The sequence below is a fragment of the Pseudomonas sp. IT-P176 genome (assembly GCF_949767245.1).
Lineage (GTDB): Bacteria > Pseudomonadota > Gammaproteobacteria > Pseudomonadales > Pseudomonadaceae > Aquipseudomonas.
On sequence record NZ_CATKPN010000029.1, the window covers coordinates 94,304 to 116,094 of the forward strand.

The 21,791-nt window shown below is 62.3% G+C and carries 19 protein-coding genes and 1 pseudogene; 13 read left to right on the forward strand and 7 right to left on the reverse strand.

Annotation, left to right across the window (positions count from 1 at the left end):
* Positions 1-3: 3 nt before the first annotated feature.
* Both ACM6IP_RS03560 and ACM6IP_RS03565 read right to left on the reverse strand, forming a co-directional pair.
* Entirely contained in the window at positions 4-834 is an 831-nt protein-coding gene (locus ACM6IP_RS03560; RefSeq protein ID WP_320333677.1) for a class I SAM-dependent methyltransferase, read from the reverse strand.
* Positions 835-892: 58 nt separating this feature from the next.
* Positions 893-1,696, reverse strand: coding sequence for a SirB1 family protein (locus tag ACM6IP_RS03565; RefSeq protein ID WP_095169399.1), 804 nt, complete (start codon positions 1,694-1,696; stop codon positions 893-895).
* A gap of 184 nt (positions 1,697-1,880) precedes the next feature.
* Here ACM6IP_RS03565 and ACM6IP_RS03570 point away from each other — a divergent pair, with 184 nt between their 5' ends.
* The gene (locus tag ACM6IP_RS03570; protein WP_095169400.1) at positions 1,881-2,900 is read left to right on the forward strand and encodes a Leu/Phe/Val dehydrogenase; all 1,020 of its coding nucleotides are present in this window, start codon (positions 1,881-1,883) and stop codon (positions 2,898-2,900) included.
* 172 nt (positions 2,901-3,072) lie between these two features.
* Positions 3,073-4,863 (forward strand): acyl-CoA dehydrogenase C-terminal domain-containing protein, encoded by a 1,791-nt coding sequence (locus ACM6IP_RS03575; protein ID WP_414860949.1) that lies wholly within the window; start codon positions 3,073-3,075, stop codon positions 4,861-4,863.
* Positions 4,864-5,022: 159 nt separating this feature from the next.
* Here the strand turns inward: ACM6IP_RS03575 and ACM6IP_RS03580 are convergent.
* Positions 5,023-5,286: pseudogene (locus tag ACM6IP_RS03580) on the reverse strand (YebG family protein); the annotation flags it as partial.
* Positions 5,287-5,578: 292 nt separating this feature from the next.
* Here ACM6IP_RS03580 and ACM6IP_RS03585 point away from each other — a divergent pair.
* Positions 5,579-6,079, forward strand: coding sequence for a phosphate-starvation-inducible protein PsiE (locus tag ACM6IP_RS03585; protein WP_095169403.1), 501 nt, complete (start codon positions 5,579-5,581; stop codon positions 6,077-6,079).
* On the opposite strand, the gene ACM6IP_RS03590 is transcribed toward ACM6IP_RS03585, so the two are convergent.
* The 3 genes from ACM6IP_RS03590 to ACM6IP_RS03600 all read right to left on the reverse strand — a co-directional run bounded on the left by ACM6IP_RS03590 (position 6,076) and on the right by ACM6IP_RS03600 (position 9,447).
* The gene (locus ACM6IP_RS03590; RefSeq protein ID WP_401130554.1) at positions 6,076-6,393 is read right to left on the reverse strand and encodes a DUF3509 domain-containing protein; all 318 of its coding nucleotides are present in this window, start codon (positions 6,391-6,393) and stop codon (positions 6,076-6,078) included. The two genes, ACM6IP_RS03585 and ACM6IP_RS03590, sit on opposite strands and share 4 nt — an antisense overlap.
* A 313-nt stretch (positions 6,394-6,706) precedes the next feature.
* Positions 6,707-8,008 carry a serine/threonine transporter gene (locus ACM6IP_RS03595; RefSeq protein ID WP_414860950.1) on the reverse strand — a complete coding sequence of 434 codons (1,302 nt, stop codon included), beginning with the start codon at positions 8,006-8,008 and terminating at the stop codon, positions 6,707-6,709.
* Positions 8,009-8,070: 62 nt separating this feature from the next.
* Complete coding sequence (locus ACM6IP_RS03600; protein WP_414860951.1) at positions 8,071-9,447, reverse strand: L-serine ammonia-lyase; 1,377 nt, start codon at positions 9,445-9,447, stop codon at positions 8,071-8,073.
* A 135-nt stretch (positions 9,448-9,582) separates the two neighbouring features.
* On the opposite strand from ACM6IP_RS03600, the gene ACM6IP_RS03605 reads away from it, so the two are divergent.
* Together ACM6IP_RS03605 and ACM6IP_RS03610 are read left to right on the forward strand one after the other, a co-directional pair.
* Positions 9,583-10,530 carry a LysR substrate-binding domain-containing protein gene (locus tag ACM6IP_RS03605; RefSeq protein WP_095169407.1) on the forward strand — a complete coding sequence of 316 codons (948 nt, stop codon included), beginning with the start codon at positions 9,583-9,585 and terminating at the stop codon, positions 10,528-10,530.
* A 211-nt stretch (positions 10,531-10,741) separates the two neighbouring features.
* Positions 10,742-11,152 carry an HPF/RaiA family ribosome-associated protein gene (locus tag ACM6IP_RS03610; protein ID WP_027618585.1) on the forward strand — a complete coding sequence of 137 codons (411 nt, stop codon included), beginning with the start codon at positions 10,742-10,744 and terminating at the stop codon, positions 11,150-11,152.
* 51 nt (positions 11,153-11,203) lie between these two features.
* On the opposite strand, the gene ACM6IP_RS03615 is transcribed toward ACM6IP_RS03610, so the two are convergent.
* A complete protein-coding gene (locus ACM6IP_RS03615) occupies positions 11,204-12,700 on the reverse strand; it encodes an MFS transporter (protein WP_414860952.1) in 1,497 nt (498 codons plus the stop codon).
* A gap of 106 nt (positions 12,701-12,806) precedes the next feature.
* Between ACM6IP_RS03615 and ACM6IP_RS03620 the strand changes: the two genes are divergently transcribed.
* The 8 genes from ACM6IP_RS03620 to dacB all read left to right on the forward strand — a co-directional run bounded on the left by ACM6IP_RS03620 (position 12,807) and on the right by dacB (position 21,791).
* Positions 12,807-13,679, forward strand: a complete 873-nt coding sequence (locus tag ACM6IP_RS03620; RefSeq protein WP_414860953.1) for a LysR family transcriptional regulator — start codon at positions 12,807-12,809, stop codon at positions 13,677-13,679.
* Between the two features lie 144 nt (positions 13,680-13,823).
* Entirely contained in the window at positions 13,824-14,117 is a 294-nt protein-coding gene (locus ACM6IP_RS03625; protein ID WP_095169412.1) for a DUF3649 domain-containing protein, read from the forward strand.
* On the forward strand, positions 14,114-15,700 hold the full coding sequence (locus tag ACM6IP_RS03630; protein ID WP_414860954.1) for a PepSY domain-containing protein: 1,587 nt from the start codon (positions 14,114-14,116) through the stop codon (positions 15,698-15,700). Before ACM6IP_RS03625 ends, ACM6IP_RS03630 begins: the two co-directional genes overlap by 4 nt.
* Positions 15,701-16,027 (forward strand): DUF3325 domain-containing protein, encoded by a 327-nt coding sequence (locus tag ACM6IP_RS03635; RefSeq protein ID WP_095169414.1) that lies wholly within the window; start codon positions 15,701-15,703, stop codon positions 16,025-16,027. It abuts the gene before it with no gap.
* Positions 16,028-16,041: 14 nt separating this feature from the next.
* Positions 16,042-16,614 carry an RNA polymerase sigma factor gene (locus ACM6IP_RS03640; RefSeq protein ID WP_095169415.1) on the forward strand — a complete coding sequence of 191 codons (573 nt, stop codon included), beginning with the start codon at positions 16,042-16,044 and terminating at the stop codon, positions 16,612-16,614.
* Positions 16,611-17,597 (forward strand): FecR family protein, encoded by a 987-nt coding sequence (locus ACM6IP_RS03645; RefSeq protein ID WP_414860955.1) that lies wholly within the window; start codon positions 16,611-16,613, stop codon positions 17,595-17,597. Before ACM6IP_RS03640 ends, ACM6IP_RS03645 begins: the two co-directional genes overlap by 4 nt.
* Before the next feature lie 149 nt (positions 17,598-17,746).
* Positions 17,747-20,176 (forward strand): TonB-dependent siderophore receptor, encoded by a 2,430-nt coding sequence (locus ACM6IP_RS03650; RefSeq protein WP_414860956.1) that lies wholly within the window; start codon positions 17,747-17,749, stop codon positions 20,174-20,176.
* 160 nt (positions 20,177-20,336) lie between these two features.
* Positions 20,337-21,791: a D-alanyl-D-alanine carboxypeptidase/D-alanyl-D-alanine-endopeptidase gene (gene dacB / locus ACM6IP_RS03655; protein ID WP_414860957.1), complete on the forward strand. Its 1,455-nt coding sequence runs from the start codon at positions 20,337-20,339 to the stop codon at positions 21,789-21,791.

Here is a 21,791-nt window from a genome sequence, read left to right on the forward strand (position 1 = left end):
CATTCAACACTGGCGGGGGTGTGCCTGGATCAGGCGCAATCCCCAGCCGGTCGCGAAGGTGCCGTCGGTGTGTGGCAGGTGATCGATTGCGGTTTTGAATCGTTCCTGCAATTGCACGCGGGCGGCGGGTGTCAGCCGGTCGACGTCGTAGGTGGCGCTGAGTGATTGCCAGAGCTCGGCGAAGTCGGGCTGCCAAGCCACATCGATGTCTTGCACCGTCACCTGCTCGAAGTCGGCGCTGAACAGCGCTCGCCAACCCTCCTCGGTACGCATGCGCGGATCACCCATCGGTAAATGCGCCAAGGCGTCCTGCTGCGCCACCTGGCGAAATACCTGCAGATACGCCTCGCCCACCGCACCCAACAGAAACCCCCGGCCAACGATCGTCGCAACCTTGCCATCCTTGCGCAGCACGCGGCGTATTTCGCTGAGCACTTGCTCAATGTCGTCCATCAACATCAGTGCCAGATGCGACACCACCACGTCGACACTCGCCGTGCCGAGCGACAGCGCCTGTGCCCGCTCCTTGATCAGGCTGACACTGGCGGGCAAACGCGCGCGGGCTTCGTCCAATTCAGCCTGGCTGAGGTCGACGCCGGTCAACTGCAGTCGTTGCGGATAAAGTTGCTCGAGCAGTTCCAGCAGATAGCCGTTGCCGCACGCCAGGTCCAGTACGCTCAGGCTGGCGGACGAGCTCGGTAGGGTGGCTGCCAGCGCGGCGTAGGACGATGCATGCTGTTCGCTGCACAAGTGGGCAAACGCGACGCTGGTGGTGCCAGGTCGGCGCTGGTGGAAATCTTCCAGGAAACGTTCCGCAGGTGAAGGTAAGTGCATGACAGCCTCGTCCGTGGTGGCGCAAAAAATCCAGGGCGCCAGTGGACCATCCATCGCTTCAATGCACAATCGAGTTGGGTGGCAGATGCCCCAGGCGTTCAGTCAGGCGCAGGCGCTGGATCGGGTCGTCGCTGAGCAGCAGGGCGTGCTCCAGGTCGAAACGTTCGGCGTTGGGGCAGTCCAGGCGCTGGTAGAGGCTGGCGCGGGCCAGGTAGTCGCTGGCGTTGGCATTGCCCAGTTCCAGCACCCGCTCGGCATCGATCAGCGCGCCGATGCAGTCGTCGTTGGCCAGGTACAGTTGGCGCAGGTTGCGTGACAGGCGCTGGAGCATCTGCAGCGGCTCGCTGGTCAGCAGGTGCTCGGCGTTGAGGGGCATGTTCGGGCCATATTGGCGTTGCAGCAGCTCCCGGCAATCGTTGGGATACAAGCGTCGACCGCCGCAGGGGTCGAGCAGATGATCGGCGCCGGGTACCCGTAGCAGGAAGTGTCCGGGGAAGTTGACCCCGACCATGGGGATCTCCAGGCGGCGAGCCAGTTCCAGGGCGATCAGGCCCAGCGCCAGCGGCTGCCCGCGGCGCCGCTCCAGGACCTTGTTGAGCAAGGCCGCCTGTGGACGCAACGGGGTGGCTTCGTCCTGCTGGTAACCCAGGTCGTTGAGCAGGCGCAGCAGCGGTTGCGCCAATTCGCTGACCGGCAACATCGGCAGGCCACTGCTGACCCGCTGCACCAGATCCTTGAACTGTTCCAGCAATACCGGCGGTTGCACCTGCGCATCGTGCTCGGCCGCGATCCACAGCGCTGCTTCAAAAAGCGCCGGGGGCGAGCGTTGCAGGCAGGCGAAAAAAGCGTGGCGCGGGTTCATTGAAATCTCCGGCGAATGCCCCGTTTTAGCCCCGTCGCAAGCATTCGTCCAGTGCCGCGCGCGAGGGCGTGCAAGTTATGCCGGAAAGCCTTGGCGCGGGGCTTTGCTTATTCCGGTGCGCTCCAGCAATTTTTGCCCGCGCGCCTATACTGGCGACTACTGGAAGTGATTCGGGAGCCCCACGATGTTCGCTCTCATGCAAAGCACTCGCCTTGAATCTCTACACCTGAGCGTCGACCCAGCCACCGGGTTGAAGGCCGTGATTGCCATTCATTGCAGCCGCCTGGGACCTGCCCTGGGTGGGTGCCGTTACCTTGCCTACCCCGACGATGAAAGCGCCGTGACGGATGCTGTGCGCCTGGCCCAGGGCATGAGCTATAAAGCGGCCCTGGCGGGCTTGCCTCAGGGTGGCGGAGTGGCGGTGATCATCCGCCCGCCGCATGTGGAAAACCGCGCGGCGCTGTTCGAGGCTTTCGGGCGCTGTGTCGAGCAACTCGATGGCCGCTACATCACCGCCATCGACAGCGGCACCTCGGTGGCTGACATGGACTGCATCGCCCAGCAAACCCAGCATGTCACCAGCACCACCGCCTCAGGCGACCCATCGCCACATGCAGCGATGGGCGTGTTCACCGGTATTCGAGCGACCGCCATGGCGCGCCTGGGCAGCGATAACCTGGAAGGCTTGCGCGTTGCGATCCAGGGCCTGGGCAATGTCGGTTTTGCCCTGGCTGAGCAACTGCATGCCGCGGGGGCCGAGTTGCTGGTCAGCGATATCGACCCGGGCAAGGTGCAGCTGGCGATGGAGCAGTTGGGCGCCCATCCGATTGCCAACGAGGCACTGCTCAGCACCCCCTGCGACATCCTTGCGCCCTGCGGCCTGGGCGGGGTACTCAACAGCCACAGCGTGGCGCAGTTACGCTGTGCGGCGGTGGCCGGTTCGGCCAACAACCAGTTGACCAACCTCAGCGTCGCCGACCAACTGGAGGGGCGTGGCATCCTCTATGCGCCGGACTATGTGATCAACTCCGGTGGGCTGATCTACGTGGTGCTCAAGCACCGCGGCGATGAGTTGTCGAGCATCACCGGGCATCTGTCGCAAATCAGATCGCGCCTGACTGAAGTCTTCGCCCATGCCCAGGCGGAAAAACGCTCGCCAGCGCGGGTGGCGGACGAACTGGCGGAACGCCTGCTTTATCGCTGAGCTCCCATTCCCCATGCCTGCCCGTGTTCAAGGCGGGCCAGTATTGTTCGCGCTATTTTCAGCAAGAGCCGCTCGGTGAGCATTTTTTGTCACGCCGAGCTTGCGACCGTCCGCGGTTTTTTCGGCAAGGTAGAGGCTGGCTAAATTTTGCCGATGGACGGGAGGGTCGTAGATGAGCTTTCAAGCACCTTTGCGGGACATGCGCTTTGTCCTGCATGAACTATTCGATGTCAGTGCCCATTGTGAGTTGCTGGGTAACGGCCTTGATCGGCAACTGATCGATGGCGTGTTGGACGAAGCAGCGCGTTACACCGCGCAGGTGGTGGCGCCGCTCAACCGCAACAGCGACGAACAAGGCGCCATCCTGACCAACGGTGAGGTCAGCACCCCCGACGGTTTCCCCCAGGCCTATCGACAGTACGTCGACAACGGCTGGGCCAGCATGACCGGGCCGAGCGAATACGGCGGACAGGGTTTTCCACAGATGGTGGCGGCGAGTTTTCATGAAATGCTGATGGCCGCCAGCCTGTCGTTTCGGGTGTATTCCGGGTTGACCGAAGGCGCGGTGCTGGCCCTGTACAAACACGGTGACCAGGCGCTGAAAAACCTCTACCTGGAAAAAATGGTCAGCGGCACCTGGACCGGCACCATGTGCCTGACCGAACCCCAGGCCGGGACCGACCTGTCACTGCTACGCACCCGCGCCGTACCCCAGGCGGACGGCAGTTATGCGGTGAGCGGCAGCAAGATCTTCATCAGTGGTGGCGAGCAGGATCTTTCCGAGAACATCGTGCACCTGGTGCTGGCCCGATTGCCGGACGCCCCGGCGGGGGTCAAGGGTATCAGCCTGCTGCTGGTGCCCAAGTTCATCGCCGGTGCCGACGGCGGCCTGGGGCGGCGCAACAACCTGAGTTGTGGGGCCATCGAGCACAAGATGGGGATCAAGGGCACCTCGACCTGCGTGATGAACTTTGACGGTGCCAGCGGCTGGATTATCGGCGCGGCCAACCAGGGACTGGCCTGCATGTTCACCATGATGAACGACGCGCGTTTCCAGGTTGGCCTGCAAGGCCTGGGCATTGCCGAGCGGGCGTTCCAGGGATCCTTGAGCTACGCCCGCGAACGCTTGCAGTCGCGAGCGCTGGAAGGCTCTGCCGCGCCGGACAAAGCCGCCGACCCGATCATCGTCCACCCCGATGTGCGGCGGATGTTGCTGACCCAGAAAACCCTGCTCGAAGGCTGCCGCATGGTGGCGGCCTACACCGCGCAGCAACTGGACCTGGAACATGCCCACCCGGATGCCCAGGCGCGCAAGCAAGCGAGCCAGCGCGCGGCGTTGCTAATCCCGATCGTCAAAGCGTTTTTCACCGACATGGGCCAGGAAGTCGCCAGCCTCGGAGTGCAGATTTACGGTGGCCACGGTTTTATCCGCGAGTGGGGCATGGAGCAGTTGATGCGCGACAGTCGCATCACCCAGATCTACGAAGGTACCAACGGCATCCAGGCGCTGGATTTCATCCGTCGAAAACTGCTCGCCGATGGCGGCCAACAGCTCACTGCGCTGCAGGACGAACTGGATCAATGGTGCGCCCGTCACGCCTTGTCGAGCGAGTTGAGCACGCTGGTCCTGGCGCTTGAGACGCGGGTGCTGGAATGGCGAACGCTGACGACTCACGTGATCGCCATCAGTGCGGTCAATGTGCAGGAGATTGGTGCCTGCTCCGTGGACTTCCTGCAGTACTCGGCCTATGTGCTGTTGGCCGGCTTCTGGTTGCAGGCGGCAGCCTGTGCCGAAGCGGCCATGGCCGCCGGCACCGAGGAAGTCGAGTTCTACCGGGCCAAGTTGAACAGTGCGCGGTTCTACAGCGACCGGATTTTGCCTCGGGCCAGTGCCCATCGCGAGGCAGTCCTGGCGGGAGCGGAGTCGCTGATGGCGATGCCCGAAACCAGTTTCGCCTTCTAATCGCTACAGGCATGAAAAAGGCCCTGGATCAGTGATTCAGGGCCTGTTCAATTCTGCCGGTAATTACTTCGCGGCTTTGACCGCCTTGGCCGGTTTGGCAGCCTTGGCGGGTTCGCCTGGCTCGACGTCTGCGGCGGGTTCAGCAGGCTCGACCGCTGCTTCAGCCGGGGCAGGGCTGCTGAGCAGTTCGGTCAGGGCGTCCGGCTGGCTCTTGAATGCCTTGGCGAACACATCGCGATTCTTCGCCATGTAGATACCGGCTTCTTCCACTTGCTGTTCGGTCAGGGACGGAACGGCTTTTTGCAGCACTTGTGCCAGAAACTCGGCGAGTTCGAGCATTTTGTCATGACGGTCAGCTTCGGCTTTATCCATGAACAAGCGCTCCAGATCTCGGCTGCTGCGGTATACCACTTCGACGGCCATTTACCACCTCACATGCCTTCACATTAGTTGTCTATTGCGACTACTGTATTTATATACAGTGAAAGGATAAGCCAATCCCGGTCCTTTGGGTAGTCGCTTTTTAATCTAGACCGGTTTCACGGTTTGTCAGGTGGCGCTATGCCATGCTCCGCGCAGTGCTCAGACACACAAAGTGTCCAATCCCGGTCCACCGTCATCTCACATCACAGCCGCTGGCCTTTTTTCTGCATGCAGAACAACAGTCATATCGAACCCGCATCATCCGGTCGAACCGACCTAAGGAACAATTACCGTGAAAATCCATTGGGCGGAGCGAATTCGCCAGAACGTGCATGAGCTGGCGGAAACCCTGGGCAACCTGTTCGTCGAAACCTTCCATTACCTGGCCCTGTTCGCCATTGGCGCGGTCACGGCCTGGGCGGCGGTCATGGAATTTCTTGGCATGATCGAAGAGGGACACATCAAGATCGACGACATCTTGCTGTTGTTCATCTACCTGGAACTGGGGGCGATGGTCGGGATTTATTTCAAGACCAACCACATGCCCGTGCGGTTTCTGATCTACGTGGCGATCACCGCCTTGACCCGCCTGCTGATCTCCAACGTGTCGCACCACAACCCGCCGGACGTGGGCATCATCTACCTGTGCGGCGGGATTCTGCTGTTGGCGTTTGCCATCCTGGTGGTGCGTTATGCCTCTTCGCAGTTCCCCTCGGTGAAGATCGAGCACCCGCAACGCAAGGTGGGTGCCGGCTCCAGTGAGCACCCGGAAGTCGAGAAGGGCGAGCTTTAAGGGCGGGCTGACAGGGGCAGGGCGGCCTTGGCCATCGGCGGCGGCAACTTGAGGTTGTCGCTGTCGGTCATGGCTTCGAGAATAGCCATGGCGCTATGCCCTTGCTCGATGGCGATGCCGAACTGAATGCTTTGCACCAGCCGTTTCAAACGCTGCGGATCGTTGCGCTGGGCGACGCTGATCATCCGCTTGGCGACGATGCGCCCGGCGTTGGACAGGGTCAGCATGATGCCGCCGTCCAGCCCCTGAATGCTCAGGTTGATCTGATAATCGGCGGCAAAGGTGTCGGTAATCAGTTGGAAGGGGTTGTCCATAATGCGTCACCGCTTGATTGGATCGTGCAGTCATTGACCGACTGCGCCCGCAATTGTTCGCAGTTCCGGACCGTCGGCAGATAGCAGTGACGTAGCAAGGGGCATGCCCGCGGGGGTGATCACCTGAAGATCAGCGAGCCTGACCCCATCCTGTGGGAGCGGGCTCGCCCGCGATAGGGCCGGCACCACCAGCATCGGCGGCGCCTGACACTGCGCTATCGCTGGCAAGCCGCAAGCGGGCGCCGCAAGCGGGCACCAGCTCCCACATGGAGCAGATGAGCGGCATCAGCCGCTCAGCCTCCAACGGTCCGTTTCAGGGCAGAACGGAGTAGATGATCGCAGACAGTGCAATCAGGCCGATCACAACCACGAACACGTTCGACACCTGGCCCGAATACTGGCGCAGAGATGGCACGCGACGAATCGCATACATCGGCATCAGAAACAGCAAGCACGCGATGACCGGCCCACCGAGGGTTTCGATCATGCCCAGGATGCTTGGGTTGAAAGTCGCCACGGCCCAGCAGCTGAGAATCATGAACAGTGCGGTGGCACGGTTCAGCCAGTTGGCCGACATCACCCGGCCACGGCCGCGCAGGCTCTTGACGATCAGGCCCTGGAAACCTTCACTGGCGCCGATGTAGTGGCCCAGGAAGGATTTGGTGATCGCCACCAGCGCAATCAACGGTGCGGCGTAGGCGATGACCGGGGTCTGGAAGTGGTTGGCCAGGTACGACAGGATCGAGATGTTCTGCGCCTTGGCAGCCGCCAGGTCAGCGGGGGACAGGGCCAGCACGCAACTGAAGCAGAAGAACATCACCGTCAGCACCATCATGCTGTGGGCGACGGCGAGGATGCCGCTGCTTTTCGCTTCGGCCTGGGCACCGTAGCGGTGCTTCTGGTCGACGGCGAAAGCCGAGATGATTGGCGAGTGGTTGAACGAGAACACCATCACCGGGATCGCCAGCCACAGGGTCTTGAAGAACACCGGCAGCGGCATGCCCTCACTGGCGGAAGCGAAGAACGCGCCGTTCCAGTTCGGGATCAGGCTCAGGGCCAGCAACAGCAAGGCCGCGACAAATGGGTACACCAGCACGCTCATGGCCTTGACGATCACGCCCTGGCCGCAACGTACGATCGCCATCAGGCCGAGGATCAGCACCAGCGACAGCACCGCCCGCGGCGGCGGTGTGATGTGCAGCTGGTGTTCCATGAAGCTGCCCAGGGTGTTGGTCAACGCCACGCTGTAGACCAGCAGGATCGGGAAGATAGCGAAGAAGTACAGCAAGGTGATCAGCTTGCCGGCACCGACGCCGAAGTGTTCTTCCACCACCTCGGTGATATCGCCGGAGCGCCCCGACAAGACAAAACGGGTCAGGCCGCGGTGGGCGAAGAAGGTCATCGGGAAGGCCAGCACTGCCAGTACCAGCAACGGCCAGAAGCCGCCGACGCCGGCATTGATCGGCAGGAACAGGGTGCCCGCACCGATGGCCGTGCCGTAAAGGCCGAGCATCCAGGTGCTGTCGTGTTTGCTCCAGCCCTTGTGGGCTGTTTGCGTAGCGTGGGTCAGATCTACAGCGGGGTTTTCGGCAGCAGGTGTACGTACATCGGTCATCGTTTTGGCCTCGTTATTATTTTTGCTCGGGCTCACGTGTTACGGGCGGCAGGGAATGCTCCTCAGCATTCCACCCAGCTGACAGCCAGGCCGCCCCGTGAAGTCTCTTTGTATTTGTCATGCATGTCGGCGCCGGTATCGCGCATGGTGCGGATCACCCGGTCGAGGGAGATGAAATGCTTGCCGTCGCCGCGCAGGGCCATCTGGGTGGCGTTGATCGCCTTCACCGCAGCAATGGCGTTGCGCTCGATGCACGGTACCTGGACCAGGCCGCCGACTGGGTCGCAGGTCAGGCCCAGGTTGTGTTCCAGGCCGATCTCGGCGGCGTTTTCCAGTTGCTCGGGCGTGGCGCCCAGCACATCGGCCAGGCCGGCAGCGGCCATGGCGCAGGCAGAGCCAACTTCACCCTGGCAGCCGACTTCGGCGCCGGAGATCGAGGCGTTCTTCTTGCACAGGATGCCTACGGACGCGGCGGCGAGGAAAAACGCCACCACATCGTCATCCGACGCCTCGGGGTTGAACTTCATGTAGTAATGCAGCACCGCCGGAATGATCCCGGCCGCGCCGTTGGTCGGTGCCGTGACCATGCGCCCGCCGGCGGCGTTCTCTTCGTTGACGGCGAGGGCAAACAGGTTCACCCATTCCATCGCCGAAAGGGTCGAACTGATGACGTTCGGCTTGCCGATTTCCAACAGGCTGCGGTGCAATTTCGCCGCGCGTCGTGGCACATCCAGGCCACCGGGCAAGATGCCTTCGTGGCGCAAACCCTGCTCGACACACTCACGCATCACCGACCAGATATGCAGCAGGCCCTGGCGGATTTCCGCGTCGCTGCGCCAGGCCCGTTCATTGGCCATCATCAATTCGGAAACCCGCAGGCCATGCTGGTTGCACAGCGACAGCAGTTCGGCGGCACTGGAAAAGTCGTACGGCAACTGCACGTCATCGCCTGCTGCTGTGCCGGACTCGACCTCGGCCGCCTCGACGATAAAACCACCGCCCACCGAGTAGTAGGTCTGCTCGAACAGCAGGCCATTTTCGCTAAAGGCGCTCAGCGCCATGGCGTTGGGATGGTAGGGCAGGCTCTCATCGAGCAGCAGCAGGTCGCGTTGCCAGTCGAAGGCAATGTTCAGGCGGCCGCCAAGCAGCAATTCGCCACTGTCGCGTAGCTGTTGGATACGTGGGCCGATGCTGTTGGGGTCGATGCTGTCCGGCCATTCGCCCATCAGGCCCATGACGCAGGCGCGGTCGGTGGCGTGGCCGACGCCGGTGGCAGACAGCGAGCCATACAGGCGGACTTCGACGCGCCAGACCTGGGCCAGCAGGCCTTGGTCGAACAGCGCCTGGGCGAAGGTGGCGGCGGCGCGCATCGGGCCGACGGTGTGGGAACTGGACGGGCCGATGCCGACCTTGAAGAGATCAAAAACACTGATAGCCATGCTAAAGCCTTACAAGCAATGGAGTAGGAATCGCTGCCATTTTTTGTAGGACGAGCGCAATGTCGGCGATACTGCCTACCTCGGTCCACGGTGACCAACGAAACTTCCTAAGACAGGCTTTAGCAGGACTAAACGATGAGTCGTCAATTTCACGCCCAGACCTACGTCTGGCTGCATGTGTTTTCCTGTGCGGCGCGGCACCTGTCGTTCACCCGTTGTGCCGAAGAGCTGCACATCACCCCCGGGGCGGTCAGCCAGCAGATCCGCCAGCTGGAAGAGCGCCTGGGTTTCCGCCTGTTCCATCGGCGCGCCCGTGGCGTCGAATTGAGTGCCGAAGGCCAGCGCCTGGCGATCACCGTCGGCGAAGCCTATGGCAGTATCGACGCAGAGTTGCGCCGACTGGACGCCGGCATGATCAGCGGCATCCTGCGCCTGCGTTCGATCCCATCCTTCCTCGGCAAATGGCTGACCCCGCGCCTGCCGCGCTTGCAACAGCGCTACCCGGACATCCAGTTGCGCCTGGTGGCCGAGGACAGCAGCGTGGCCCTGCACGAGGGCGACTTCGACCTGGCGATCGACCTGAACGATGGCAGCTACCCGGGGCTGTTATCCACAGCCTTGCTCGATGAACAGATTTTTCCGGTCTGCGCCCCCAGCCTGCTGCGCGGGCGCCCCCCGCTGCACGGCCCGGCGGACCTGGTGCATTTTCCGTTGTTGCACGACATCACCGCCTGGCGGGGCAGCTACGAATACGCGGAATGGGAGTTCTATCTCAACGCCATCGGCTTCGACGGTGCAGATGTACGGCGTGGGCATACGTTCAATCGCAACCACCTGACCATCGAGGCGGCGATTGCTGGCATGGGCGTGGCCATTGCCCGGCGCACGCTGCTCAATGATGAACTGGAGCGCGGCACCCTGATCGTGCCCTTTGGTGTTGCGGTGCCCAACTACAAACGTTACGTGCTGCTGTATGCACCGGGTGCGCTGAGCCATCCGGGCGTACGCGCGGTGCACGACTGGCTGGTGGAAGAGGCGCAGATCTTTCGCGGAATGCACCCTTTGGGTGAGGGGCAGATGTGAGTAATTGTTGCAGTGTTACCAGGCGACCCAACTCCCGACCTTAACAGCGCTTTTGTCCGTTGTCCGACTTTTTCAGCAATGAAAATTTATCTTTTTTTAGGGGTTGAATTGTTTCACCGTCTGCCCAACTCTGTAAGTAAGAGGTCACGGTCACTGAAGATTCAACGCTACACCGGACCTCTCGCGAGCTAGCTGAAATAAGGGATGAACTATGCAAATCCAAGTCAACAGCGATAACCATATTGAAAGCAGCATCCGACTGGAGGAGTGGGTACGTACTACCATTGAGAGCACGCTCGAACGTTATGAAGAAGACCTGACCCGTGTTGAGGTCTACCTGCGGGATGAGAACGGCGACAAGCCCGGTCCCCACGATTTAAGTTGCCGCCTGGAAGCACGGCCAAAAGGCCATCAACCACTGTCGGTGTCCGCCAAGGGCGATACCCTGGAACAGGCGATCGACAGCGCAGCCACCAAACTGGAACACGCGCTGGAACATCTGTTTGGTCGACTGCAAGGCAAGCCACGCGCTGCCGGGAAAAACCAGCCAATCAACAAAGTGAATGAAGACGCACTGGAACAGGAATTCCTGGAAAACGAAAATGCTGTGATCAACGGCTGACCGGTTCTTCATCCTCTACAAGCGGGCCTGCATTTGCAGGCCCGATTTCATTTAGCTGCGTCGGAAAAAATACCGACTCAGCAGCGCCAGCCCACACGCCCCCAACCCTGCAAACAACATGGCCCAACCGGCGCCATGGCGCAGTGCTGTCTGGGCATCGTTGAGTGCCAGCCCCGGCGAATCCAACTTACCCGCTGCAATGTTTTGGCTGATGGCCGGCCAGTCCAGTGCAGTGCTCGCAGGCAACACCTCAGCCAGTTGATGGCTGATGCCCAGCAACAGCACCAGGCCCATCAGCGCGATGTTGATTGCCAAGGTAATTAATCGTGCGCTCAGGTCGATGCCCGACGCCATGCCCGCGCGGTCGGCGGACACCGAGCCCGTGGTGGTGTTGGTAGTGGGCGAGTTGGTCAGCGCCAGGCCCACGCCCGTCAGCACGCAGCTAGCCAGTATCAGCCCGATATCCGGGTGTTCGGCCATGTTGATGGCGGCCATGGCCAGAAACCCTATAGCCATCAGTCCCAGGCCCAAGGGGATGACGCCTTCGGCGCCGTAGCGCAGGGCGAGGCGCTCGGCCAGCGGCGGAACCAGCAGGGTCGGCAAGGTGTAGGCGAGCAGGGCCGCACCAGTGGTCAGGGTGTCGTAACCCAGGCCGGCCTGGAAGTACAACGGCAGGTAGATCATGAAAGGCCAGAAGCTGAAGTTCATGCCGATTGAGCCCATCAGCGCACCGTTGAAACGGTGGATGCGAAATACCGCGAAGTCGAACATCGGGTGCGCGCTGCGGCGCTCAATCACGATAAACAACAGCAACGCAGCCAGCGCCAGGCCCGCCCAGCCCGGTACAAAGCCATTTTCGCTGCCTTGGGTGATGAAGTAGACCAGGGCAAACACCGACAGCGTCAACGTCAGCATGCCGGCGATATCGAGGCGATGAGCGCTCGGGTCGCGGGATTCTTCCACGCTGACGCGCAGCAGTACCAAGGTGAACAATGTCAGTGGCACATGCACCAGGAACACCCAGCGCCAATCCGCCACGGCCAGGATCAATGCGCCGACCATCGGCCCGAAGCCGAGGCCCACGCCGGCAATCACGCCCCATATGGCAAATGCCCGCGCCCGCGCTGCCGGGTCGCGGAACAGGTGCGAGAGGATGGCGAACTGACAAATCATCATCGCCCCACCGCCAATGCCCTGGACAAACCGCGCGACAATCAGTGTGGAGGCGCTGCCGGCCAGCCCACACACCAGCGAAGCCACGGCAAATACCCACAGGCACAGCACCAGCATGCGTCGACGGCCAAAGCGGTCAGCCAATGTGCCTGCCGCCATCAGCACGCTGGTGCAGGCCAGGGTGTAGGCGTTCATGATCCATTGGGCGTCCTGGAAACCGGTGCCCAGTTGCTGTTCCAAGGTGGGCAGGATGATCGGCACGCTGGAAATTTCCAGGCCGAACATCAGTGCCACCAGGCACACGGCGGTGAGGGCCAGGTTGTTTCTGGCGGTGCTGGTTGTATTGGCGGCCGATAAGCTGGCGGCGGGTGGCATGGGATTCTCCTGTGGATAAACGATTGGAGTCATTCTCGCGGGAACCTGGTTCTTTATTCGTGATAAATTTTCTTTTGATAGGGGACTCAAGGGCGACAATTGCACCATGGCCACACCACGTTTTGATGGCGTTGAACTCTTTCTGCAGATCGTCGAAAGCGGCAACCTGACCGAGGCCGCCGAACGGCTCAATCTCACGCGCTCGGCGGTGGGCAAGGGTTTGGCGCGGCTGGAGGCGCGGCTTGGCACGTGCCTGTTGCAGCGTTCGACCCGTCGCCAACGGCTCACCGAAGACGGCCAGGCCTACTACGAACATTGCCTGCGCGCACTGGCGGAACTGGAGGCCGCCGAATCGGTGTTGGAAAGTGGCCGCCAACAGCCTCGCGGACGCTTGAGGGTGAGTTTGCCGCTGGCGTTCGGACATCACTACGCGGCGCCCGCACTGTGGGGCTTGATGGCGCGTTATCCAGAGCTGGAAATCGAGATTTGCTTCGCCGACCGGTTGGTGGATCTGGCCCAGGAAGGCTTCGACGTGGCCGTGCGAATCGGCCCGCTGCCCGACACCGACCGCCTCAGCGCGCGCCGCCTGGGTGAACAGTCCGTGTGCCTGGCGGCGGCACCGGCGTATTTGCAGCGTGTGGGGCCAATTGAATCGATCGACGACCTCGCCGGCCACCGCGGCATCGCCTATCGCTGCAATACCCCACACCGTTCCCGGGTGGTTTCGCCGCTGCTGATGGACGACCTCCAGGCCGTGGCCGACGCCGCTATCGCGGGTGTGGGCCTGGCCTGGTTGCCGAGTTGGCTGGTGGCGCACTATGTGCTGCGTGGACAACTGGAAGCCGTGTTGCCCAGCTACCGTGAGCAGCCTTCACCGATCCATGTGATCTGGCCCACGGCGGTTCATATGCCGGCCAAGACGCGCTGTGCCATCGACGCGTTGGTGGCCGGCACGCCGTCGTGCCTGGCGGGCAGTTGATCAGAACGCAGCGCTGACCAGCGGAGCCAGGCTTTTTCATCGGAGTCTTTTGCACATGAGAATATTTATCATTACTATTGGCCTCCGTTGACCCTGCGCTGGCATGGACCGCGCGCAGATTTCCTTTCGTTTCAAGGTCGAAACATGAAAAGCCTCCCCGTTTCCTATCGCCTGGCCGTCACCTCGCGGGTGCTGGCCGCGCTGTTTGGCGGTTACCTCCTCGCGGCACTGGCCAGTATCTGCATGAGCCTGTGGCTGCCCATGGCCCGCGCTGAAGCCGTGGTCAGCGGCATGATGACGTCCTTCCTGGTGTACCTGGTGGCCGTGCTCTGGTGTTTTGCCAGTCGCAGCGCCTGGCAGGCGTGGTTCGGTCTGTTGCTGCCCGGCGTGGTGCTGGCAGCGTTCGGTGGCCTGGGTTACTGGTTGGGGCAATCATGAAAGAGGGCTTCCGTCAGGCCATGGCCTGGTTGCACACCTGGACCGGATTGATCTTCGGCTGGATTCTGTTCGCGATCTTCCTCACCGGTACCTTGTCGTACTTCAACGACGAGATCAGCCACTGGATGCAGCCGGAAATCCCGGTGCGCCAGGTCAGCAGCGAAGCCAGCCTGACGCTGGCGCAGCACTACCTGCAGCAGCACGCCGGCGGTGCCGGGCGTTGGGTGATCAGCCTGCCGAGTGCGCGCGACCCGGGCCTGTCGGTGTCCTGGCAGATGCCGGGCAATGAGGGGCGACGCGGCCCTCGTGAGCAACGCCAACTCGACCCACTCAGTGGTGAGGTGCTGCAGGTGCGCGATACCCGCGGCGGCGACTTCTTCTATCGCTTCCACTACCAGTTGCAGATGCCCCACCCGTGGGGCCGCTGGTTATCCACCAGCGCGGCAATGCTGATGCTGGTGGCGTTGATCACCGGGATCATCACCCACAAGAAAATCTTCAAGGACTTCTTCACCTTCCGCCCGCGCAAGGGCCAGCGCTCCTGGCTCGACGGGCACAACGCGGTGGGGGTGCTGGTGCTGCCGTTTCACCTGATGATCACCTACAGCAGCCTGGTGATCTTCATGTACATGGTGATGCCGGCGAGCATCCTGGTGGCTTACCAGGGCGATACCGACAGCTTCTTCAGTGAGCTGTTCCCGGCGTCCGAGTCACCCAAGGCCGAGGGTCAGCCCGGGCAGTTGCTGGCGCTGGCACCCTTTGTCGAGCGGGCGCGTGAACAGTGGGGCGGCGGCCAGGTGCGCCTGGTGACGGTGAGCCATCCAGGCGACGTCAAGGCCACGGTGAATGTCATGCGCAGCAGCGCCGACCGGGTGATGTATGAGTTCGGCAGTGCCGTGGCGTTCGACGGGGTCAGCGGCGCGTTTCTCACGGCTGATCCGGCACGTCCGGCGCCCATGGCCATTGCGGGCAGTTTCTACGGTTTGCACCTGGGGCATTTTGCCGGTCCGACCCTGCGCTGGCTGTACTTTATCTGTGGCTTGGCCGGCACCGCGATGATCGGCACCGGGCTGGTGATCTGGCTCGGCAAGCGCCAGTTGAAACATGCCAAGAGCGCGGTGATGCCGTTCGAGTTGCGGCTGGTGGAGGTGCTCAATATCGCCAGCATGTCGGGGCTGCTGATCGCAGTGGCGGTGTTCTTCTGCGCCAACCGCCTGTTGCCGGTGAACCTGGCCGAGCGTGGCGAGTGGGAGGTCAACAGCTTTTTCATCGCCTGGGGCTTGAGCCTGCTGCATGCCTTGGTGCGTCGTGGTCGCGTGGCCTGGGTTGAGCAACTGGCACTGGCCGCCGGGTTGTTCTGTGCGGTGCCGCTGTTGGACGCCTTGAGCAGCGAGCAGTCGTTACGCATGTTGCTGGCGCAAGGCGACTGGGCCCGTCTGGGCTTTGACCTGACGTGCCTGGGCAGTGGTGTGTTTCTCGCCTGGGCGGCATGGAAGATGAGGCGTGCCGCGCAGCTCGGCGGCAAAGCCCCGGCGCGTGCGGTGCGTGCGCCGAGTGTCAGATCCAAAGTCGAGGTGAACTGAATGCTGCTGCCCGTGTTGCTGAGCTACAGCGGATTTACCGCGCTGTGCCTGTCGATGGACCGCCATCATCGCGACCTGCTCGCCCGTACGCCGACGACGCGTGTGCGGCGGCTGCTGCAGTTGTGTGGTTGGTCGCTGCTGGGCCTGTCTTTGGCGGCGGCCGTTCTGGCCACCGGCTGGAGCCTGGGCCTGGTCGAGTGGTGCGCGGCCCTGATGGCCAGCGCCATGCTGCTGGTGTGGTTGCTGCCATATCGGCCGCGCCTGGTGATGCTCATGGCGGCCCTCGGGCTGCTATTCAGCCCACTGGTCGCGCTGGCGCTGGGGTAGGCGAGGCGAGTCGAATGATCAGTATGCCCCCTGAACCGCAGAAGGCCGACGGCAGCGACAGCCCGAGCGGCCGTGCGCATTTTCTCCAGGTGTTTTTGTCCCAGCGCTCGCAGATGGAAGCCTTGGTCAGTCGGCGGGTGGGGTGTCGGGCGACGGCGGCCGACCTGGTGCAAGACCTGTTCCTGCGGTTCTGGCGGCGGCCGTTGGTGCAAGTCGAGGAACTCAGCACGTATTTGCTGCGTTGCGCCGGCAACATCGCCATCGATCACCTGCGCAGCGAAGGCGCCCGGGGCCGGCTGAGCGAAGGCTGGCTGCCGGAGCAGCAGGACAATCTTGGGGTGGAGCCGCAAGCGGCCCTCGAAGCCGGCAATGACTTGCGCCATGTTGAAGCTGCGCTGCGCAGTTTGCCCGAGCGCACCCGACAGATTTTTTTGCTCAACCGCATCCACGGCCGCAAGTACGCGCAGATTGCCAAGGTCATGGGCGTGTCCCAGAGTGCCGTGGAAAAACATATGATGCGCGCGCTCGAAGCCTGCAAGGCCAGTCTGCGGGACCCCGAATCACGTACGCCAGGGAAAGCCCCGTGAACCACGACACTCGCGTCCTGCCGACGCCCGCGCAGGAACAGGCCGCACTGGCCTGGCTGAGCCTGTTGCACGATCAGCCGAGCAGTGGCGATCAAGCGACCTTCAGTCATTGGCTGCAGGCCGATCCTGCCCACGCCGAGGCCTATGCCCAGGCCCAGGTGATCTGGGAGCTCAGCGAAGTGCCCGCCCGGACCCTGGCCGATGAAGATGCCTTGGCCTTGCAGGGCTACTTGAATGCGATGAACCGCTCGGGGCGTTCCAGTGTGCGGCGCTGGTCGGGCGGGCTGGCGTTGGCCGCCAGCCTGCTGCTGATGGTGTCGATGGGGGCGGGCTGGCAGCCGTCGCGCTGGTTCGATGACCTGGGCGCCGACTATGTCTCGGCGCCGGGGCAGGTGCGCAGCGTGACCCTGGCCGATCGGTCAGTGATCACCCTGGATGCCGACAGCGCCATCGCCGTGGATTTCAGCCGCGGTGAACGGCACGTCGAGGTGCGACGGGGGGCTGCGTTTTTCAGCGTCAGCCACACGGGTGAACCCTTTGTGGTCGATGCCAACCAAGGCGAGGCGCGAGTCCTCGGCACCCAGTTCGAGGTGCGCCTGCAACCCATGGGCGCGCAGGTCAGCGTGCTCTCGGGACGGGTCGGCGTCACCCCGGGCAAAGGTGCCGAGCAGCAGGTGCTGGGCGCTGACCAGCAAGTGGCCTACAGCGCCGGCCAGGCCCGTGCCCTGCAAGCTATCGATGCGCAGGCGCAACTGGCCTGGCGCCAGGGCTGGCTGAATTACTACAAGGCACCCCTGGCCGACGTGGTGCAGGACCTGCAGCGTTATTACCCGGGGCGAATTGTCCTGCTCAACGATGAACTGGGCACGCGCCGTATCAGCGGCAGCTTCCCCAGCCACGACCCGCAAGCAGTCCTGGCATCGTTGCAAGGGCTGCTGGGCTTCGAGCAGAACCACCTGGGCAGCCTGATCATCCTGCGCTAAAGGCCCCAGCAATACCCGCGTAGCAGCTACAGATCGCGGGTGTGCAATTATTTTTGCGGATCAGATGAGGTAAAACCGAGCGCCATCCGTGTAGTGGTGAAAGTGCGAATTGTTCGCATCGGTTGCGTTACTACACATGGGTCCAAGCAATGAAGTCCAGGGCAAGTTCGGTGGCAGGCGGTTCGGTCAAACAATGGTTCGGGGGCTCGGTCCTGGTGGTGGCGTTGTCAGCGCTGAACATGGCCCAGGCCGCGCAGCCCAGTGAGCAGCACAGCGCCCAATTTCGCTTCGATATCGCCGCCAAACCCTTGCCCCAGGCCCTGAGCGATTTCAGTCGGGTGACCGGGATCAGCGTGGTCTACACCGATGAAGCCCCGTATGGCGTGACAGCGCCAGCTATCAGTGGGCAGATGAGCGCCGAGCAAGCCATGCAGCGGCTGTTGAGCGGGTCGGCAATGACGTTCCGCCAGACCGACGGTCATACCCTGGTCCTGGAACCAGTGCCCAGCGCCGGCGTCCTGAACCTGGGGGCGACCACCATCACCTCAGTGCAGGACGCGTCGCTGAGCTACCAGCCGCCGGCAACCACCTCGATTGCGCGCTCCTCGGCCACGCTGCAGGAAATCCCCCAGACCATCAACGTGGTCGCGGCCCAGGTCTTGCGTGATCAGGCGCCGCGTAACCTCGACGATGCCCTGGCCAACGTCAGCGGCATCACCCAGGGCAATACGCTGGGCAGCACCCAGGACTCGGTGATGACTCGCGGTTTTGGTGACAACCGCAACGGTTCGATCATGCGCGACGGCATGCCGATCGTGCAGGGCCGTGGACTGAATGCCTCGGTGGATCGGGTCGAGGTGCTGAAGGGTCCGGCCTCCCTGCTCTACGGGATCCAGGATCCGGGCGGGGTGGTGAACATGGTCAGCAAGAAACCCCAGATGCAGGCTTACAACGCCCTGACCGCACGCGGCTCGAGCTACGGCGACGGCAAGAACGGCAGCGGCGGCAGCCTGGACACCACCGGCGCACTGGGGGAATCCGGACTGGCCTATCGGTTGGTGCTGGACCACGAAGACGAAGATTACTGGCGCAATTTCGGCACCCACCGCGAGAGCCTGGTCGCACCGTCGCTGGCCTGGTACGGCGACCGCACCACGCTGCAATTTGCCTACGAACATCGCGAATTCCTCTCGCCATTCGACCGTGGCACCGCCATCGATCCGCTGACCAATCACCCGTTGGATATTCCGGCGGAGCGACGTCTCGACGAGCGGTTCAATAATATGGAGGGGCGCTCGGACCTCTACCACTTCGAGGCCGACCACGAACTCAACGACAACTGGAGCGCGCACTTCGGCTACAGCTGGAACCGCGAAACCTACGACGCCAGCCAGGTCCGCATCACCGCGATCGACCCGGCGAAGGGCACGCTGACCCGCAACATGGACGGCACCCAGGGTGCCCTCAGCACCGACCGCTTCACCACCGCCAGCTTGCAGGGCCAGGTCGAGACGGCCGGTATGCAACACGACCTGGTGCTGGGGGTGGATGACGAGTACCGCAAGATCTACCGTGCCGACCTGATCCGCCAGAAAAGCCGGGCGCCGTCGTTCAGCTACCTTGACCCGGTCTATGGTCGAGAGGTGGCGGGCACCACCGTCAGCGCCGCGGACAGCGCGCAGACCGACCTGCTGCGCAGCGACTCGGTGTTCCTGCAGGACTCGATTCACCTGAACGAGCAGTGGATCCTCGTCGCCGGGGGGCGTTTCCAGGAGTACGACCAGTACGCCGGCAAGGGCCGTCCGTTCAAGGCCAACACCGACACCAACGGCCAGAAGTGGGTGCCCCGCGCCGGCCTGGTGTATCGCTACAACGATGCGCTGTCGTTCTACGGCAGCTACACCGAATCCTTCAAGCCCAACTCCACCATTGCCCCGCTGAGCGGCAGCAGCACGGTGCTCGATGGCAGCGTCGCGCCGGAACAGGCCAAGTCCTGGGAACTGGGAGCCAAGCTCGATCTGCCGGGGCGCATCACCGGCAATATCGCGCTGTTCGACATCAAGAAGCGCAACGTGCTGGTGGCCAACTCCGAGGGGCCGGTGACGATCTACAGTGCGGCGGGCGAGGTCCGCTCGCGGGGGTTGGAAATCGACCTGAGCGGGCAGTTGAGCGAGCGCTGGAGCATGATCGGCAGCTACGCCTACACCGATGCCGAGGTCACCGAAGACCCGACCTATCAGGGCAAGAAACTGCAAAACGTCGCCCGCAACAGTGGGTCACTGTCGGCGGTCTACGACTTCGGCAGCCTGATCGGTGGCGATCAACTGCGCGTCGGGGCTGGCGCGCGGTATGTCGGCGAACGGGCCGGTAACGCAGTCAACGACTTTGACCTGCCGGGCTATACCGTGGCGGATGCCTTCGCCACCTATGACACTCGGCTCGACGGGCAGAAGGTCAAGTTCCAGCTCAACGTGAAGAACCTCTTCGACCGCACCTACTACACCTCGGCCGCCAGCCGCTTTTTTGTCTCGATGGGCGATTCGCGGCAGGTGTCGTTGTCCAGTACCTTGGCGTTTTGAGAGCGGGTTGAAGGAACCCAAGCAACGAAATGCTTGCTAAAAAGTAGCGGGTTGACGGTGAGTGCCGGCTTAGCGTCTTGTCGGCACTGGAGCATGACTCATGATGAGTCATGCCAGTTGCCCGCCCGCTGAGTCGGGGGCTATGCATAAAAGGACTTTTATGATTACCCGAAAATGTTTTTACAGAGGGGGGCTAGCCATTGCCCTGGCCCTGTTACTGAGTGCTTGTGCCTCGGTACCCAGGAGCGAATCGGTCAATACCCTCGATCAACTGCTCAATGATCCAGTCCTGGAGGGCTCCCTGGTCTCTCTGACTGTTCGCGATGCCGATACAGGAACCACGCTCTATCAGCGCAATGGCATGACGCGGTTGCTGCCAGCCTCCGGCCTGAAGCTCCTGACCACGGCAGCCGCCATGGAGGTGCTGGGAGCCGAATTTGGTTTTTCGACTCAGGTGTTGACTGCTGGACAGTTGAAAGGCGATCGACTGGACGGCGACCTATACCTTCGAGGTAGCGGCGACCCGAGCATTCAGGCCGAGGATTACCAGCGGTTGGCCGCTGACCTGGCCGCACTTGGCATAAAGCGTGTCAGGGGTAATGTGCTCATCGACGACACCGCGTTCGATTCCGTCAGGCTGGGAGTCGATTGGGCCAATGATGATGAAAGTGCTGCCTATGCGGCGCAGATTTCAGCTCTGAGCCTGTCTCCCGACAGTGATTTTGATGCCGGCACGGTTATCGTCACCGCCCGCGCCACCGTTGAGGGCGACCAGGTCGTCGTCAATATCCACCCGGCAAACACGATTATGACGGTTACCAATAGTGTGACCATCGGTGCTGCCAATACCCTCAGGGTCAGTCGTGAACATGGCAGCAATCGACTGTTGGTCAGCGGGACATTGCCAGCCGGCACCGCTGCTCGCAAATGGGTCAGTGTCTGGGAACCGACCCGTCTGGTGGCGGATGTTTTCCATCGGGCCCTGATAGCCCAGGGTATAAAGGTCGATGGGCGCACGGTGATCGGAGTGACCACTCCCTCAGGCGCAAGGCCGTTGGCCGCTCATGACTCGTTGCCTTTGGCGCAGTTGCTGACACCCCTGCTCAAGCTATCGAACAACAACATGACAGAAGTTTTACTTAAAACGATGGGGCGTAGCACCGGCAATGTGGGTACTGCCGAGTCTGGCATCGCCGTGGTCAACAGCTTCTTGCAGCGGCACGGGCTTCAGGGCAGCGCGATTGTTCAGGTCGACGGATCGGGCTTGTCCCGACGCAACCTGATTTCGACGCAAAGCCTGACGGATCTGTTGTTACGTGTGCGTCATCAACCCTGGTTCGACTACTGGTATGCGGCACTGCCGATTGCAGGCAACCCTGAACGGATGCTCGGCGGTACCTTGCGTAATCGTCTGCGTGGAACCTTTGCGCAGGATAACTTGCACGCCAAGACCGGAACGATGACTGCGGTTTCGTCGTTATCCGGATACCTGCGCAGCGTAGAGGGACGTGCGCTGGTATTTGCCATGATTTCCAACAACTACCTGGCCGAAGGTGCTGCAGTTAAAAGTCTGGAAGACAAGGTCGCCGTGGCCCTGACCCAATGGAGTGACTGA